Here is a 13,944-nt window from a genome sequence, read left to right as displayed (position 1 = left end):
GGTTGGCCTCCCGAATACGGCGCCTACAGTAGGTTGATGCGGCTGGAGCTCCGCCACCTGCGCGCGTTGCGCGCCATCGCCGACGCCGGCAGCCTCAGCCGGGCCGCCGCCCGGGCCGGCGTATCGCAGCCCGCGCTCACCGCCCAGTTGCGGCGCATCGAGGAGGCCCTGGGCGGGCAGATCTTCCGCCGCGGCCGGGACGGGGTCACGCCGACGCCGTTCGGCCAGTTCGTGTTGACCCGGGCCCGCGCGGCGCTGGCCATCGTGGACGACCTGCTCGACGGCGGCGACGACGCCCGGTCCGGGCCGGCCCGCATCGGCGGCTACGCCAACCCCGTGCTCAGCGGGCTGCTCACGCGGCTGTTCGAGGTCCCCGGCCTGGCCGTCACCGTGCAGACGGAGCACTCCCCGCGGCTGCTGCTCGACCTGCTGACCTCCCGCCGGCTGGACGCCGCCACGCTGGTCGACTACCCCGGCCACCCGTTGCCGTCGGTGCCCTCGGTCGAGACGCGGACCGTGGGCGTGGAGCCGGTGTTCGTCGCGATGAGCAGCCGGCATCCGCTCTCCGGACGGCCCGAGGTGCCACTGGCCGACCTGGCGGAAGCGGACTGGGTGCTGTCGCCGCCCGACGGGGTGGGCTGGCCGGAGTGCTTCACCGCCGCCTGCCGCGAGGCCGGGTTCACGCCGCGGGTGCCGCACCTCATGGTCGAGACGGGCATGATCCGCGAGCTCGTCGCGCGCCACCGGGCCCTGTCGCCCTGCCAGGCCACGTTCGCCGCCGACGACGACATCGCGGTCCTGCCGATCTCCGGCACGCCGCTGTGGATGCGGCACCTCGTCGCCTGGCGGCGTGACGGTCCGCTCGCGCGGCACGGCGATCTCCTGACGCGCCTGGCCACCCGGGCGCACCAGGAGGCGCTGGACGCGTGCCGGCACTACACCGCCTGGCTCGCCCGCCAGGGATCCGGGCCGACCGCCGCCGACCAGCGGTGACGACGGTGCCCGCCGCCATCCGGAGACGGGCACCGCGCCCTGCGCCGGGGGCGGTCACCGGGGCGTCAGGCCCCGGTGCGGGCCCGGATGGCCGCGATCATGATGTCCAGGCCGACGCTGTTGAACGGTTTGCCCAGGGTGCGCATGAGCGAGTCCTGGGACGGCCGGTGGATGCCGGTGCGGTACTGGTGGGCGCCCGCGTAGGTGCCGATGACGCCGCCGTCGGGGGTCGGCCGGCCGAGGTAGGCGTACCACTTCAGCCGGTAGGCCGACATCTGCGCGGACGCGTGGACGCTGATGTTCCGCTCGGCCGGTTCCGGCCCGCTGTAGCGGTCGTAGGGGGAGTCGTACTCGTCGCCCAGGCCGCCGACCGAGTGGCCCAGCTCGTGCACCGTGATCCACCCCGACTGGGGGTTGCCGCCCGAGGCGGTGGCGACGCCGCCGCCGGCCCCCCCCGTACGTGGTGGAGTTGGCCAGCGCGATCACCTGGTCCGCCTCGGGAGCGTGGGCGGCGTAGGAGCGTGCGACGCGCTCGTTCACGCACAGCAGGCGCTGCATGTTCGCGCACCAGAACCCCATGCCCAGCGCGGTGTCGCGGTAGACGCCCCGGTAGGGGTCGTGGTCCACGCCCGACTCGGGTGAGACGACGTTGACCATCCAGACGTTGAACGAGTCCTTGTACGACCGGAAGGGCTCCACCGTGACCATGTGGGCCCACTTGCCCGCCACGTGGTTGCGGAAGGTTCCCAGCTCGGCCGCGGTGTAGCCGTCGCCGACGAAGACCAGGTCGAAGCGCCGGTCGGAGGGGCCCGTCCGCTGGAGGGCGACCACGGTGGGCGGCGCGGCCGCGCTGCGGGCGGTGCGGGGCTCGGTCCGCTCGGGGACCTCGACCCGCTCGATCGTGCCGTCGGGGGCGAAGACCTCCACCCACTCGACGGGCTCGGTGGGCGGCGGCTGCGCGGCGGCCGGGCCGGGGGCGGCGAGGAGCGCGGCGGCGACCAGGACGACGGCCGCTAATCGGGGGGTGTGGCGCACGGCATCTCCTTGAGGGAGGCGTTTGACGTCCCCCCAAGGCTGACCGAGCCCCGAGGCGGGGAGTAATCCCGCTTGTGGATAACTCCCCGGTTATGCCGCCCGCCGGCCCGTCAGACCTGGCCGGCGCGCACGCGGGCCAGCCAGCCGGCCGCCTCGGCGAACTCGGTGTCGGAGGTGCCGTGCTTGATCTGCGGCGCGACGCCGTCGGCGCGCGGATAGCTGCCGAGGAAGCGCACCTCGCCGCAGATGCGGTGCAGGCCCGCGATGGCCTCGCCGACGCGGGCGTCGGCGACGTGCCCCTCGAAGTCGAAGTGGAAGAAGTAGCGGCCGATGCCGTCGCCGGTGGGCCGCGACTCGATGCGGCTCAGGTTGACGCCGCGCACGGAGAACTCCGTCAGCATCTCCAGCAGCGCGCCCGGGTGGTCGTCGGCGAGGAAGACGACGAGGGAGGTGCGGTCGGAGCCGGTGGGCGCGGGCAGCGGACCGGGCCGGTTGACCTTGACGAACCTGGTCACCGTGTCGGTCCGGTCGCCGATGTCGCCGGCCAGCTCGACCAGCCCGTAGTGCTCGCCCGCGATGGGGGCGGCGATGGCCGCGTCGTACGGCGAGCCGGGCAGCGCGACCTCCTGGGCCGCGGCGGCCGTGGACGGCGCGGCGACCACGACGGCGTCGGGCAGCTCGCGGGCGACGAAGGCGCGGCTCTGGGTGATCGCCGCGGGGTGGGTGTAGACCCGCTTGATGTGCGGGATCTCGGTGCCGGGCCGGGCCAGCAGCGAGAACCGCACCGGCAGCAGCAGCTCGGCCGTGATGAGCAGCGGCTCACCCCAGGCGAACTCGTCGAGGGTCGTGGTGATGGCGCCCTCGACGGAGTTCTCGAGCGGGACCACGGCGCCGTCGGCCTCGCCGGCCCGCGCGGCGGCGAGCGCGGCGGGCACGTTGGCGCAGGGCAGGCGCTCCGCGCCCGGGTCCAGGAGCCGCAGGGCTTCCTCGGTGAAGGTGCCCTCGGGTCCCAGGTAGGCGAGTCTGGGCATGGTTACAGAGTATCCGCAGGTTGTCGCGATGCGCGCGGCTTTGCGACGACGGGTCCGAGCCCGAGCCGGGCGGCGCGCACGGCTTCCTCCTCCTCGGGCGCCAGCGGCTGCTCGCCCCGGCCCCCGGTGATGGCGCGTACGTAGGTGCGGGTCTCGGACCTGCCGTTGATGGAGGTCAGCACGATGCCGTCGCCCAACCCGTTGATCATGGCGATGGAGAACGACAGCCGGCCGGTCATCTCCTCCAGCGCGTCGTAGCGGCAGACGGCCACGTCACGGATGGCCCGCAGGTCTCCGCCGCCGCCCGCGGCCCGGACGAGCTGCCTGCGGCAGTCGTCGATCTCGGCCCTGGCCCGCCTGAGCGCGAGGTAGCCCATGACCGCGCCACCGAACCCCGCGACCGCGCCCACCCACACGGCAATCAACACACTACAGAGAGTAATGCCCGGTCAACGGCGCCGGAACGCTTTCGGCGCGACGACCCGGCAGCCAGCGCGCCAGCAGCCAGACCAGGGCCAGCGCGCCCAGCCCGTAGCCGTTCTGCACGATCTTGCCGAGCACCGGGCTGAGCACGGGGATCTCGGCGGCCTTCAGCGCCACCCCCCACCAGGGCACCGGCACCACGTAGAAGAGCCACACCCCGGCGGCGACCCGCAGCCGGACCGGGTCGCGCCCGTCGCCCACGATCGCGCCCAGCACCACGACGACCCAGGCCAGATGGTGGATCCAGGCGACCGGCGACAGCAGCACGGCCATCAGCCCGACCAGCGCCACGGCCGTCATCGCGTCGTTCGCCCGGTAGGCGTCACGGGCCGCGCGGAAGCCGTACCAGGCGACCACGGCCACCACCGCCACCCAGATGAGGGACGTCAGCGTGTCGGGCAGGTACAGCCGGATGAGCATGCCGCGGACGGACTGGTTGGTGGTGGCCGCGTTGGAGCCGACGCGGCCCGGATCGAGCAGCGCCGAGAACCAGAACTGAGCGGCGTCGCGCGGCAGCACCGCGAACGGCAGCAGCGACAGCAGCGCGGCGGTGAACGTCGCCATGGACAGCGTCCGCCACTGCCGCGTCACCAGCAGGTAGACGAGGAAGACGCCGGGGGTGAGCTTGATCGCGACGGCCAGCCCGATCCAGAACCCGCGCGGCCACCACGGCCGCCTGGCCACGCAGTCGGCCAGGCACAGCGCCACGAGCAGGATGTCCACCTGCCCGAACCGCACCTGGTCGCGGATCGGCATCAGGTACGCGCAGGCGACCATGGCGAACGCGAACACCCACGGCGCGTGTCTGCCCAGCGTCTCGCGGAAGGCGTACCCCACGGTGACGGCGAGGGCCGCGTAGATCCCGGCCGTCCACACCCACTGGGCGGTCTCCCACGACATGAGCGCGAGCAGCGTGGCCAGCATCGCCGCGATCGGCGGGTAGGTGAACGGCAGGAGCTGCGGCGCGGGCGTGACGAAGTCGTAGACCGGCCGGCCCTCCAGCACCGTCTGCCCGCCGGTGCGGTAGACGTCGAGGTCCACCAGGCGCTGGTCGTCGGGGTTGGTCAGCCAGTGCTCGACCAGCGGCGCCACGGCCACGGCGACGACGATCACCGCGAGGGCCCACTGCCACCACTGCCGCCGGAACGACGGCGCCACGCCACCTGTCACGGTGTGGCACGTTACCGTGGCTTTGATTCGTCGAGGCGCACACACCGGGGGTCCGCACATGCCGCACGCCGCCTTCAGGGCGCTCATCCTGGGCGTGGTCCTGGCGTGCCTGGCCCTGCCGGCTCCCGCCTCAGCCGACCAGGGCGCGCCCCGCGGGCGGGTGGCCCTGATCGGGGTTCCCGGGCTGGAGTGGAGCGACGTGGACGCCTCACGCACCCCCCGTCTGTGGGAACTCGCCGCCCGGGGCGCGTCGGCGTCCCTGTCGACCCGGGCCGTGCCGCCTCCCGACCGAGGCATCACCTGCCCCGTCGCCGGGTGGCTGACCGTGTCGGCGGGCCAGCGGGCGGGCACCGCCGGGCGGGGCTGCCCGCCCGCCCCCGCTCCGCGGCCCGACGGGGCGGGCGCGGCCGTGCCCGGCTGGGCGGAGCTGGCCGCGCACCAGGCGACGACCGGCTACGACGCCCGGATCGGCACCCTCGGCCGGCTGGTCACCGCCGCCGGGGGCAGGGTGGCCGCCATCGGGCCGGGGGCCGCGCTGGCCGCCGCCGACGGGGCCGGCCGCGTCGCCGGGTACGCCGGCACGGTGGAGGCCCTCGGCGACCTCACGCCGTACGAGCTGGTCGTCATGGAGGCGCCCGACCTCGCCGCCGCGTGGGCCGCCCGGCCGCTGGACGAGTACGGCGTGCCGGCCACGATGCCGGCGCAGGTCCGGCGGGCGGCGGCGGAGGCGGCGGACCGCCGCGTCGGCGCCCTGCTCGACCGGCTGCCCGCCGGCACGACCGTCCTGGTGGCCGGCGTCTCCGACGTCACCCCGAGCCCGCACCTGCACCTCGCCCTGGCCACCGGCCCGTCGCCCACCGGCGAGCCCTACCGGCACGGTCATCTGACCGCGAGCTCCACCCGGCAGGACGCCCTGGTCACCATCTCCGACGTGACAGCCACCGTGATCGCGGCGCTCGGCCTGGAGCAGCCGCGCGAGGTGGTCGGCCGCGTCTGGCAGAACGGCGGGCCCGCACCCGCCACCCCCGCGGCCACGGTCGCCGAGCTGGTGGACGCCGACCTGGCCAGCAAGGTGCTGCGGGAGGTGCGCGGGCCGTTCTTCGCCGTGTTCGTCACCGTGCAGCTCGCCTTCTACGTCTTCGCCGCGCTGACGCTGCGCCGCCGCCGGGAGGCGGGGGCGCCGCGCGACGACGCCGCCACCTCGCGGGTGCTGGCCACCGTGCAGGGAGTGGCCGTGGCGAGCGGGGCGATCGCCGTGTCCACGTTCCTGGCGCAGCTCGTGCCGTGGTGGACGCTGCCGGCGCCGATGCTCTCGCTGATCGTGACGATCGTCGCGATCGCCGGCCTGATCGCCGGGGTGGCGTTCGCCGGGCCGTGGCGCCGCCACGTGCTGGGGCCGCTGACGGGGGTCGCGGCGGTGACGTCGGTGGCGATGCTGGTGGACGTGATGACCGGCTCCACGCTCCAGGTGAACGCGGTCAGCGGCTACGAGCCCGTCACCGGCGGCCGGTTCTACGGCTTCAGCAACATCGCGTTCGCCATCTACGCGACGGGCACCATCCTGGCCCTGGCCGGGGTGTCGCACTGGCTGGCCGGGCGGGGCGCGCCCAGGTCCGTCTCCCTGCTGGTGTGCGCCGGCTACGGCGGGCTCGCGGTGTTCGCCGACGGCTGGCCGGCGTGGGGCGCCGACTTCGGCGGCGTGCCCGCGTTCGTGACCGGCCTGGCCGTGTTCGCGATCCTGCTGTCGGGCAGCCGGGTCTCGGTGGTGAAGCTGCTGCTCGTGGGGGTCGCGGGCGCCGCGCTGATCGGGGCCATCGCGGTGTTCGACTGGCTGCGCCCGGCGGCCCGGCGCACCCACCTGGGCGCGTTCGTGCAGCAGGTCATCGACGGCCAGGCGCTGACCGTGATCGGCCGCAAGTTCGGCGCGATGGTCGGCGTGACCGTGGGCAACTGGTCGCTGACCTTGCTGTCGCTGGTGGCGCTGGCGTTCCTGTTCCTGGTGCTCGACCGGCCGTCGCGGTGGGGAGCCTCCGCCCTCGGCCAGGCCTACGCCCTCGCCCCGCCGCTGCGCGCGGGCCTGATCGGGGCGCTGACCTGCGCGTTCATCGGCTTCCTGATCAACGACTCGGGCATCGCCATCCCGGCCATGGCGCTCACCGTGGCGGTGCCGCTGGCACTGGCGGCGTCCGTACGGGCCCTGCGGCTCGCGCCCGCAGGAACGCCCAGCACACCAGCGCAGCCGTCAGCGCCAGCAGGACGGGCGGAACGACCTGAGGCCGGACCACGGTCATGAGCCAGCCCAGGTCCGCCGGGAGCACGTCCACCCGCGCCGGCAGGTAGGCCAGCGACAGCGCGAGCAGGTGCGCCACCAGGAACCCGTCCAGCGCCGCGCCGAACGCGTACGGCGTGACCAGCGCCACCAGCGCGAACGCCATCCCGTCGTACCAGGGCAGCACGTACGGCGTGGCGAGCACGTACGCGGTGACCAGTGCCGCGGCCACCACCTCGGCCGGGAGCTCGCCGTGCGTCCTGCCGGCCAGGCGCAGCAGCGACCAGGCGACGATCGCGAGCACGAGCAGTGAGCCGGCCTGGATCTCGCCCCGGTAGGCGCTGCCCTCGCCGACGAGCGCCTGCAGCCAGCCCTGCGCGAGCTTCCAGAACGAGGCGTGCGAGACCGCCTTGCTGGTGCGGGTCACCGGGCCGAGGGAGTCGAGACCCGCGACGGCGTAGCCGGCGACCACGACCGCCAGCGCGGCCCCCGCCATCACCGCCAGCCGCCCCGGCCGGCGCCGCAGTTCCCAGGCCGGGCCGAGCGCGACGAGCCCGGCGTTCACCTTCACGGCCACGCCCAGGCCGAGCAGCAGCCCCGAGCCGGCGGGGCGGGCCCGGGCGAGCAGCGCCGCCACCATGCAGGCCACGGCCAGCGTGTCCACGTGCATGCCGGCGACGAGGTGGTACAGCAGCAGCGGGTTGGCCGTCCACAGCAGCGCCGCCCGCAGCCTCCGCCGGGGGTCGTGCCGGGTGAACCGGTCGAGGAGCAGCCCCGTGACCACGAACGCCGCCGCGTTCACCAGGGCCAGCACGAAGATCGTCAACCGCAGGGAGTCGCCGCCGATCCAGCTCGCCAGCGCCTGCACCGCCGTCGCGACGGGGCCGTACACGCTGGGCTCCTCCCGCCAGGGCGCCTCGACGGCGTCGGCGACGGGGTCACCGGGTAGGTCGGCCGCGCCGTGCGTGTACGGGTTGACGCCGAGGGTCACCATGCGCCCGTACGCGGCGTAGTTGAGGTGGTCGCCGGAGCCGGACGGCGGCAGGAACGCGAGCAACCCGGCGGCGGCGCAGCCCAGCGCCACGAGCCGGCCGGCCGACCGGCCGTCGCGCAGCGTGCGCAGGCCGGCCAGCGTGCCCAGCCCGCCGAGCAGGACGGCGGCGGCGGCCAGCCCGACCGCGAGGTGCGGCCCCGGCCCGGCCGCCGTCGCGAACGGCGGCAGCCAGGCGGTGCCGCCCAGCGCGGGCACCATCGCGGACGGCCCGAGGAGGCCGATGAGGATCGTCAGCAGGATCGAGCCGCCGATCGCCGCCATGGCGGCTCTCGCCGCCCAGGTGCCGCGTCCCGCGGCGCGCGTCTCGACTCTCACCCGCAAATTCCAGCACACCGCCGCCCGGGCCCGCGCAGGGCAGCGGGCAGCAGGCGGCAGGGCGGCGGGCGGCGGGCGGCGGGCGGCGGGCGGCGGGCGGCGGGCGGCGGGCGGCGGGCGGCGGGCGGCGGGCGGCGGGCGGCGGGCGGCGGGCGGCGGGGTTTGGGTGGTTTGCGTGGAGCGGATCAGCGGTTGGCGCGAAGTTTGTTGAGGTTTTGGGCGATGAGCGGCTCGCGGGCCGCCAGGGCCAGCCCCACGTCCCTGAGCTGCCTGGCGCGGTGGAGCTGGGCGCGCCAGTCGGTGCCCGTGGCGCGGTGGCTCATCTCGACCTCGACCTCCCTCACGCGGAACCCCTTGCGCAGCAGGTCGATGGTCAGCCCGGTCTCCACGCCGAAACCGTGGGCGAGCGGCCGGGCGGCCTCGAAGGCGTCGCGGGTGAGGCAGCGCTGGCCGTTGAGCGGCTGCCGGGCCTCGAACCCCGTGGCGCGGCGGATGCCGTCACGCGCCAGCCGGACGACCATGCCGTGGCCGCCGAGCTTGACCCGGGTGGCGAAGACGGCGATCGTCATGTCGGCCTCGCCCGCGCGGACCGGCGCGACGAGGGCGGCCGCCGCGGCCGCCGTGTCGCCGAGGTCGGCGTCGAGGAAGAGTAAGTGGCGTGGCGTCGGGCCGTCGAGCAGCCGGACGGCCTCGGCGCCGGTCTCCATGGCGGCGGCCTTGCCGCGGTTGCGGCTGTGGCGCACGACCCGTGCCCCGGCCGCCCGCGCGACCCTGCCGGTCTGGTCGGCCGAGCCGTCGTCGACGACGACCACGAGGTCGACGCCCGGCAGGGCCAGGGCCGCCGTGACGGTGGCGCCGATGCGGTGGGCCTCGTCCTTGGCGGGCACCACCACCGCGGTGTCGCCGCCGGCCGGGCCGTCCGTGGCGTCGGTCACACCGGGGTCGCCGGCCGTCATGATCCCTCGGCGATGAGGAACTCCTGCGGCACCTCGTCGTGCACGGTGAACACCGAGTCGAGCCCGGTGACCTGCAGGATCTTGCGTACGGCCGGCCGGGGAGCGGCCACGTGGAGGGAGCCGCCGCGCTCCTTCATCCGTTTGAGCGCCGACAGCAGGACGTTCATCCCCGTGGAGTCGCAGAAATCCACGCCGGACATGTCGATGACCACGCGGCTGGGCCCGTCCTGCAGCAGTCGGGTGAACTCCGACTGCAGGTGGGGTGCCGTATAGAGGTCGATTTCGCCGGAGATCGCAACGAGTGCATGGCCGGCATGTGATCGGGTCGAGACCTTGAGCTCCACAGGGGCAGGCTAGCGGCGCGGAGCGCCGGGGTCACGTTGTCACGCCGAGAGGGTAACCACCGGTTTTTGTCATCAGTTTGGGCTCCATGGAGACGGAGAGTACGCGAAGCTTGACGGTGTGACACCGGCACGGCCGGAAGGGGGCGGCCCGGCACCTCCGCATCCGGTCACCACTCTCACCGAGAAGGAGGGGCTGGGCGGACACGGGCCCGCGTAACGCGATGAACACTGAACAACCCGAAGATCCTCAGCGTCAACGGCTCCGCGAACATCTGGAGACCATCCTCATCCGCACCGAGAAGGCCGCCTCCTGGCAGGAGGAGGCGGGGCGCCTGCGCTGCCTGGTCAACCACGAGGGATTCGTCCCCGTGCGCACCCGGCTGGCGGTCGAGGACCTCGACTTCCTGTCCGGGGCCCGCGAAGACCTGATCACGTTCACCGAGCTCACCCTGAGGCTGCTCGACCTGCACCAGCCTCGCGACGCGGGCGGCATCACGAGCGACACCGCGCATCCCATCCTGCGGTGCCGGAGTTGCATGTGGCGCTGGCCCTGCCCGACGTTCCGGGCGATGTCGGAGGCGTTCGGCACGGCCTTCTCGCCGGAGTCCGCCTGAGAGCCCCGCCACGACGTCCCCATGACGTCCGCATGACGTCTGATCGCCTCGGCGGGCGCGCACCGAGCCGCGCGCGCCACTCGCCGCCGCCGATCAGCGCACCAGGGGGAGCCGGATCTCGAAACGGCACCCGGGCCCGTCGTTGACCACGCCGATCATCCCATCGTGGGCCTCGACGATGCCCTGGGCGATCGCCAGGCCGAGCCCGGCTCCCCCGTCGGGCGTCGGCGTCCGGGCGGCCTCGCCCCTGAACGCCACGTCGAACACCCGCGGCAGGTCCGCGGCCGGGATCCCGCCGCAGCAGTCGGAGACCGACACGCAGGCCATCCCCTCCTCGACTCCGGCCCGCAGCGTGACGGTCCGGTCGGCGGGCGTGTGGCGGATCGCGTTGACCACGAGGTTGCCCAGCGCCCGGCCGAGCGCTCCGGCGTCGGCCTCCACGGGCACGGCCTGCCCCGCCTCGGCGGCCAGCCGGACGCCTTTGGCGCGGGCCAGCGGCTCCGCTCCGGCGACGGTGTCGGCCACCAGGTCGGACAGCCCGATCCTGGCCCGGGAGAGGCGCAGCGCCCCGGCGTGGATGCGTGACAGCTCGAACAGGTCGTCCACCATCGCCGAGAGGCGTTCGACCTCCAGCCTGATCTGCGCGTGGTAGCGGGTGACGGTCGCCGGATCGGCCACCACCCCGTCCTCCAGCGCCTCGGCCATGGCCCGCATCCCGGCGAGGGGGGTGCGCAGGTCGTGGCTGACCCAGGCCACCAGCTCGCGCCGCGCCTCCTCCAGGGCGCGCTCGCGGGCGTTCGCCTCCTCCAGGGTGTCGGCGATCGTCTGGAGCTCGGCGGGCAGCCCGCGCGGCGCGGTGAACGGCAGTCGCCGGACGGCCGCCGCGAGCCGCCTGCTCTCTCCCACGACCCGTCTGGCCAGCACGAACGCCACCCCGAGCCCCACCAGCCCGGCCACGGCCACCACGCTGAGCACGATGTCGCGCACCCGGCCCTCGATGATCATCATGAGCGTGATGGCCACCACGCCCGCCAGCGTCGCGGTGACGGACACCACCATGACGACGGCCAGCATCACGCCGATGGACCGCCTGCGCAGCGCCCACATCGCCCACACGCCGAGCACGGCCACCACCAGCCCGAGCCCGGCGGTGACCGCGACGATCACCCCCAGGTCGCCCATCACGGCGGCCTTCGCGGGCCCGCCGGGCCCGGTCATCCCGCCGCCTCCAGCGGCTCGTAGCGGTAGCCGACGCCCCACACGGTGACGATCCTGCGCGGCTCGGTCGGATCGGGCTCGATCTTCTCCCGCAGCCGCCTGACGTGCACGGTCACCGTCGAGGAGTCGCCGAACGACCAGCCCCACACCTGGTCCAGCAGCGCCGACCGGCTGAACGCCTGGCGGGGGTTGCGCATCAGGTAGGCCAGCAGGTCGAACTCGCGGGCGGTCAGCTGCACCTCCTCGCCGTCCAGCCGCACCTCGTGCGCTCCCACGTCGACGACCAGGCCGGCGTCGCGCAGCACCCCCGTGCCGGCCGGCACGGACGCCCCGCGCGCCCGCCGCAGCACCGACTGGACGCGCAGGGCCAGCTCGCGCGGGCTGAACGGTTTGGTCACGTAGTCGTCGGCGCCCGTCTCCAGACCCACCACCCGGTCGATCTCCTCACCCAGGGCGGTCAGCATGATGACCGGTACGGGCCGGCGTTCGCGCAGTTTGCGGCACACCTGCAGGCCGTCGAGGCCGGGCAGCATCAGGTCGAGCACCATGAGGTCGGGCGGCCGGGCCAGCGCCCGCCGCAGCGCCTCCGCCCCGTCGCCGACGCACTCGACCTCGTGGCCGTCGCGCTCCAGGTAGCGCGCCACCACCTCGGCCACGGTGGGGTCGTCCTCGACGAGGAGGATGCGCGTGTTCACCTCTTCACGGTACGGCCGGACGGCGCCCCGCCGGCACCCGCGCCGACACCCACGTCATCGGTTCGTAAGCCTCGCGGATCTTGGCGGGAGGACGTACGGTGGGCTCATGAGTCGAGTCGTCATGCTCGTGCTGGGCGCGCTCCTGGCGCTCTTCGTGCTGTTCAACTTCGTGCTGCCCATGATCATGGGCCTGCTGAAGGTCGCGCTGATCATCGGGGTGGTCGCCCTGCTGGTCTTCATCGCGGTGACCCTGGTCGGCAGGACGTCCCGCTGAGCCCGTGACCCTGTTCCTGCTCGACCCCTGGCTGATGGGCGTCACGATGGTGGCGGTCCTGCTGCTGGTGAGCTGGGCCGCCCGGCTGCTGCCGCTCGGCGTCGCCGAGCCGGCCGGTTTCCCGCTGGTCTACGGCCGGCGCACGGCCTTCCAGCGGCAGCGCGACCCCGACGCGGCCGGCCGCCCCCGCCCACGGGCCCCTTCACCCCGCCCCGCTTCCCGCTAGCGGGGCTCTGTCTTCGACGAGCCCTGATCCCGTCTTCCTCTGTTTGAAGGGCTCATGATCGATTCTCTTGTCACGTTCGTCGTCGGCATGTCCGGGGGTCACGCCGCCCTCGCCATCGTGCTGTTCACGCTGGCCGTACGGGTGCTGCTGCTCCCCCTGAGCGTCCGGCAGGCGCGCAGCGCCAGGATCAAGGAGCGGCTGGCGCCGGAGCTGCGCCGGTTGCAGCAGCGGTTCGGGCGCGATCCGCAGCGGCTCAGCAAGGAGGTCTCCGCGCTCTACGCCAAGGAGGGCAGCTCGCCGTTCGCGGGGATCCTGCCGGGGCTGGCCCAGTTGCCGTTCCTGTGGCTGATGTACCAGGTCGCCACGCATCCGACCGCGCTCGCGGGCCAGCAGTTGCTGGGGGCTCCGCTGGGTCAACAGGTGGCCGGCGTGGTGGCCAATTACGGACTGATCAGTTGGCCATTTTCGGTCTTTGCGGTGATCATCGCGCTGGTCGCACTGGTGGCCTGGCTCTCGTCACGGAAAATCCGGTCCACGCTGACCGAGGAGCAGCCCGAAACGCTACGGAAGATCATGCCGTTGCTGCCGTGGGGCTCGGTGGTCGCCGCGGCCGTGCTCCCGCTGGCCGCCGGGCTCTACCTCCTGGTGTCCACGGCGTGGACCTTCGGCGAGCGCGCCGTACTGACCGCCCGTGCCGGCTAACCGGCCTCTCTGAGCGCCGCGACGTGCCCGTTCATCGAGCCGTTGCCGTTGGGCGCGGGCAGCACGGCCCACACGGTCGTCATCTCGCCGTCGTGGCGAACACCCCAGCTCTCGGCCACGTACTCGACGATGCCGAGCCCCCTGCCCCCCAGCGATGAGAGGGTGGGGCGGCCGGCGCGCGGCTCGGTGGCGGCGCCCCCGTCGCTCACGGCCACCTCGATCCGATCGCCACTGCGCAGCCACGCCACCTTGACCATGCCCGACGGCAACGGATGGGCGTGTCTCAGCGCGTTGCTGAGCAGCTCGCTCACCACCAGTACGGCGTCGTCGATCGCGGCGTCGAACACGCCGAGATCCTGCAGGTCAGTGCTCAGACGCTGGCGGGCAACGGCGACGCTGGACGGCGCGTACGGCAGCAGCACCACGCTTGACACACCCACCTCCCCGTCTACCAGTGCCCCCCGCGGGGGACACTCCCCGGTACGACCGAAATGCCCCGTTACCCAGTCCCAGAAACCGCATCTCGATCACAGCTTGTACACATTGGACTGTAGGTCAGCACATC

At 74.0% G+C, this 13,944-nt stretch carries 15 protein-coding genes and 3 pseudogenes; 7 read left to right on the top strand and 11 right to left on the bottom strand.

Going from position 1 to position 13,944, the window contains the following annotated elements; translation table 11 throughout:
* The first annotated feature begins 36 nt into the window (after window positions 1-36).
* Entirely contained in the window at window positions 37-993 is a 957-nt protein-coding gene (locus tag ACGF0J_RS10775) for a LysR family transcriptional regulator (protein ID WP_393144260.1), read from the top strand.
* 65 nt (window positions 994-1,058) lie between these two features.
* On the opposite strand, the pseudogene ACGF0J_RS10770 reads toward ACGF0J_RS10775, so the two are convergent.
* Window positions 1,059-1,424: pseudogene (locus tag ACGF0J_RS10770) on the bottom strand (M64 family metallopeptidase); the annotation flags it as partial.
* A 76-nt stretch (window positions 1,425-1,500) separates the two neighbouring features.
* Window positions 1,501-1,779: pseudogene (locus ACGF0J_RS10765) on the bottom strand (M64 family metallopeptidase); the annotation flags it as partial.
* On the opposite strand from ACGF0J_RS10765, the gene ACGF0J_RS10760 reads away from it, so the two are divergent.
* Window positions 1,702-2,010, top strand: coding sequence for a hypothetical protein (locus ACGF0J_RS10760; protein WP_393144989.1), 309 nt, complete (start codon window positions 1,702-1,704; stop codon window positions 2,008-2,010). The pseudogene ACGF0J_RS10765 and the gene ACGF0J_RS10760 overlap by 78 nt on opposite strands.
* 128 nt (window positions 2,011-2,138) lie before the next feature.
* Here ACGF0J_RS10760 and pheA read toward each other — a convergent pair whose 3' ends face one another.
* From pheA to ACGF0J_RS10745, 3 genes are read right to left on the bottom strand one after another with little or no spacing between them, the layout of a single operon-like run.
* Window positions 2,139-3,059 carry a prephenate dehydratase gene (gene pheA, locus ACGF0J_RS10755; protein WP_393144258.1) on the bottom strand — a complete coding sequence of 307 codons (921 nt, stop codon included), beginning with the start codon at window positions 3,057-3,059 and terminating at the stop codon, window positions 2,139-2,141.
* 2 nt (window positions 3,060-3,061) lie between these two features.
* Entirely contained in the window at window positions 3,062-3,487 is a 426-nt protein-coding gene (locus ACGF0J_RS10750) for a DUF4446 family protein (protein WP_393144256.1), read from the bottom strand.
* Between the two features lies 1 nt (window position 3,488).
* A complete protein-coding gene (locus ACGF0J_RS10745) occupies window positions 3,489-4,712 on the bottom strand; it encodes a glycosyltransferase 87 family protein (RefSeq protein ID WP_393144254.1) in 1,224 nt (407 codons plus the stop codon).
* A gap of 58 nt (window positions 4,713-4,770) precedes the next feature.
* On the opposite strand from ACGF0J_RS10745, the gene ACGF0J_RS10740 reads away from it, so the two are divergent.
* Window positions 4,771-7,005: a hypothetical protein gene (locus ACGF0J_RS10740; RefSeq protein ID WP_393144252.1), complete on the top strand. Its 2,235-nt coding sequence runs from the start codon at window positions 4,771-4,773 to the stop codon at window positions 7,003-7,005.
* 178 nt (window positions 7,006-7,183) lie between these two features.
* Here the strand turns inward: ACGF0J_RS10740 and mptB are convergent.
* The 3 genes and pseudogenes from mptB to ACGF0J_RS10725 all read right to left on the bottom strand — a co-directional run.
* A pseudogene (gene mptB, locus ACGF0J_RS10735) lies at window positions 7,184-8,233 on the bottom strand (polyprenol phosphomannose-dependent alpha 1,6 mannosyltransferase MptB); the annotation flags it as partial.
* Window positions 8,234-8,535: 302 nt separating this feature from the next.
* Window positions 8,536-9,306 (bottom strand): glycosyltransferase family 2 protein, encoded by a 771-nt coding sequence (locus tag ACGF0J_RS10730; protein WP_393144250.1) that lies wholly within the window; start codon window positions 9,304-9,306, stop codon window positions 8,536-8,538.
* Window positions 9,303-9,650, bottom strand: coding sequence for an STAS domain-containing protein (locus ACGF0J_RS10725; RefSeq protein WP_393144248.1), 348 nt, complete (start codon window positions 9,648-9,650; stop codon window positions 9,303-9,305). Before ACGF0J_RS10725 ends, ACGF0J_RS10730 begins: the two co-directional genes overlap by 4 nt.
* A gap of 221 nt (window positions 9,651-9,871) precedes the next feature.
* Here ACGF0J_RS10725 and ACGF0J_RS10720 point away from each other — a divergent pair, with 221 nt between their 5' ends.
* Window positions 9,872-10,264 carry a hypothetical protein gene (locus tag ACGF0J_RS10720; protein ID WP_393144246.1) on the top strand — a complete coding sequence of 131 codons (393 nt, stop codon included), beginning with the start codon at window positions 9,872-9,874 and terminating at the stop codon, window positions 10,262-10,264.
* Between the two features lie 93 nt (window positions 10,265-10,357).
* Here ACGF0J_RS10720 and ACGF0J_RS10715 read toward each other — a convergent pair whose 3' ends face one another.
* Both ACGF0J_RS10715 and ACGF0J_RS10710 read right to left on the bottom strand, forming a co-directional pair.
* Entirely contained in the window at window positions 10,358-11,482 is a 1,125-nt protein-coding gene (locus ACGF0J_RS10715) for a sensor histidine kinase (RefSeq protein ID WP_393144244.1), read from the bottom strand.
* The gene (locus tag ACGF0J_RS10710) at window positions 11,479-12,177 is read right to left on the bottom strand and encodes a response regulator transcription factor (RefSeq protein ID WP_393144242.1); all 699 of its coding nucleotides are present in this window, start codon (window positions 12,175-12,177) and stop codon (window positions 11,479-11,481) included. The genes ACGF0J_RS10715 and ACGF0J_RS10710 overlap by 4 nt, the downstream gene beginning before the upstream one ends.
* A gap of 106 nt (window positions 12,178-12,283) precedes the next feature.
* Here ACGF0J_RS10710 and ACGF0J_RS10705 point away from each other — a divergent pair, with 106 nt between their 5' ends.
* The 3 genes from ACGF0J_RS10705 to ACGF0J_RS10695 are packed head-to-tail and all read left to right on the top strand — an operon-like array spanning window position 12,284 to window position 13,379.
* A complete protein-coding gene (locus tag ACGF0J_RS10705) occupies window positions 12,284-12,451 on the top strand; it encodes a hypothetical protein (protein WP_393144240.1) in 168 nt (55 codons plus the stop codon).
* 4 nt (window positions 12,452-12,455) lie between these two features.
* Window positions 12,456-12,677, top strand: coding sequence for a DUF6412 domain-containing protein (locus ACGF0J_RS10700; RefSeq protein ID WP_393144238.1), 222 nt, complete (start codon window positions 12,456-12,458; stop codon window positions 12,675-12,677).
* A 54-nt stretch (window positions 12,678-12,731) separates the two neighbouring features.
* Window positions 12,732-13,379, top strand: a complete 648-nt coding sequence (locus ACGF0J_RS10695) for a YidC/Oxa1 family membrane protein insertase (protein WP_393144236.1) — start codon at window positions 12,732-12,734, stop codon at window positions 13,377-13,379.
* Here the strand turns inward: ACGF0J_RS10695 and ACGF0J_RS10690 are convergent.
* A complete protein-coding gene (locus ACGF0J_RS10690) occupies window positions 13,376-13,819 on the bottom strand; it encodes an ATP-binding protein (protein WP_393144234.1) in 444 nt (147 codons plus the stop codon). The two genes, ACGF0J_RS10695 and ACGF0J_RS10690, sit on opposite strands and share 4 nt — an antisense overlap.
* Between the last annotated feature and the right edge of the window lie 125 nt (window positions 13,820-13,944).

Source organism: Nonomuraea sp. NPDC047897, assembly GCF_043204415.1.
Classification (GTDB): Bacteria; Actinomycetota; Actinomycetes; order Streptosporangiales; family Streptosporangiaceae; genus Nonomuraea.
The sequence above is the reverse complement of the archived record's forward strand: the minus strand, read 5'-3'. Positions and strand labels throughout refer to the sequence as shown.

Excerpts from the sequence above, each read along its gene's own strand:
- ACGF0J_RS10775 (WP_393144260.1), top strand. The coding sequence starts at position 37 with ATGCGGCTGGAGCTCCGCCACCTGCGCGCGTTGCGCGCCATCGCCGAC.
- pheA (WP_393144258.1), bottom strand. The coding sequence starts at position 3,059 with ATGCCCAGACTCGCCTACCTGGGACCCGAGGGCACCTTCACCGAGGAA.
- ACGF0J_RS10740 (WP_393144252.1), top strand. The coding sequence starts at position 4,771 with ATGCCGCACGCCGCCTTCAGGGCGCTCATCCTGGGCGTGGTCCTGGCG.
- ACGF0J_RS10730 (WP_393144250.1), bottom strand. The coding sequence starts at position 9,306 with ATGACGGCCGGCGACCCCGGTGTGACCGACGCCACGGACGGCCCGGCC.
- ACGF0J_RS10720 (WP_393144246.1), top strand. The coding sequence starts at position 9,872 with ATGAACACTGAACAACCCGAAGATCCTCAGCGTCAACGGCTCCGCGAA.
- ACGF0J_RS10715 (WP_393144244.1), bottom strand. The coding sequence starts at position 11,482 with ATGACCGGGCCCGGCGGGCCCGCGAAGGCCGCCGTGATGGGCGACCTG.
- ACGF0J_RS10705 (WP_393144240.1), top strand. The coding sequence starts at position 12,284 with ATGAGTCGAGTCGTCATGCTCGTGCTGGGCGCGCTCCTGGCGCTCTTC.
- ACGF0J_RS10695 (WP_393144236.1), top strand. The coding sequence starts at position 12,732 with ATGATCGATTCTCTTGTCACGTTCGTCGTCGGCATGTCCGGGGGTCAC.